This window comes from Candidatus Frankia alpina (assembly GCF_902806485.1).
GTDB lineage: Bacteria > Actinomycetota > Actinomycetes > Frankiales > Frankiaceae > Frankia > Frankia alpina.
Genome location: NZ_CADCWT010000508.1, coordinates 1 through 918, shown reverse-complemented (window position 1 = coordinate 918; position 918 = coordinate 1). Strand labels below are relative to the sequence as shown.

Genomic DNA, 918 nt, shown 5'->3' with positions numbered 1-918 from the left:
CCGGAGGGGGTCCTACGCGTGCGCGCGCGAGGAACCCCGATTTCCGGCGGGTTGCAACCCTGCTCGGACGGCCCGGCGGCGGGGAGCTGGTGGGCGGTCATGCCGCACCACCGAACAGATCATCCTGGCCGCCGCAGACCGAGCACAGCAGCCCCGACACCGTCACCGTCACGTCCAGCTGCCCGTGGCAGCGGGTGCACCGCCGCCGCGGCGCCAGCGGGATGACGGTCAACGCGATCGGCAGACTACGGGAGTCCACCAGCACGATCGACGGGCAGGCCTGATGCTGCGCGGTGAGCACGAACCCGCACGCCCGGCAGCAGACAGCCGGCCCGGCAGTGAGCTCGGCGGCGTGCCGGCGGCGGACGTCCCGCTCCTCGTCGGCGGTCACCCGACGGCCGGCCTCCAGGGCGGCGAGGATCACCGGGTCGAAGATCTCCTCGGGGTAGTCGACCGTGACCGTGATCCGACCCGGACGGCGGGCACTCATGCCACACCACCCAGACGGGCAGCGGGCGAAGCCTGGCGCGCAGATCCGCACACAGGCAGGGAAAGATGACTCATAGCGGGCTCCTGTTTGCAGCAGGTGATCCGTTAGCCCTCGGGCCGGTGTTTCCTCACCGGTCCGGGGGCGCTTTCAGTTGCGGGACGGAACGCTACACACCTATCCCTCGGACGTCAATCGTTTAGGGTTGCTGGCTATGGGAGAGTCCATCGACAACTTTGAGCCACTACTCGACTACACAGACATAGCCAATCTGGCCGGCATCTCACCCCACACCGTGCGTAGCTACAGGCATTCGGGGCACCTACCGGACCCCGACGTACAGACGTCGTCGCGTCGGCCCCGCTGGAAGCCGTCAACCGTTCGCGCGTGGCTGGAGAACCGTCCGGGCCCCGGGGCCCGGACAGATCTAC

At 68.8% G+C, this 918-nt stretch carries 1 protein-coding gene; it reads right to left on the bottom strand.

Going from position 1 to position 918, the window contains the following annotated elements:
- Window positions 1-97: 97 nt before the first annotated feature.
- The gene (locus G6R25_RS24240; RefSeq protein WP_136449293.1) at window positions 98-490 is read right to left on the bottom strand and encodes a hypothetical protein; all 393 of its coding nucleotides are present in this window, start codon (window positions 488-490) and stop codon (window positions 98-100) included.
- Window positions 491-918: the final 428 nt, after the last annotated feature.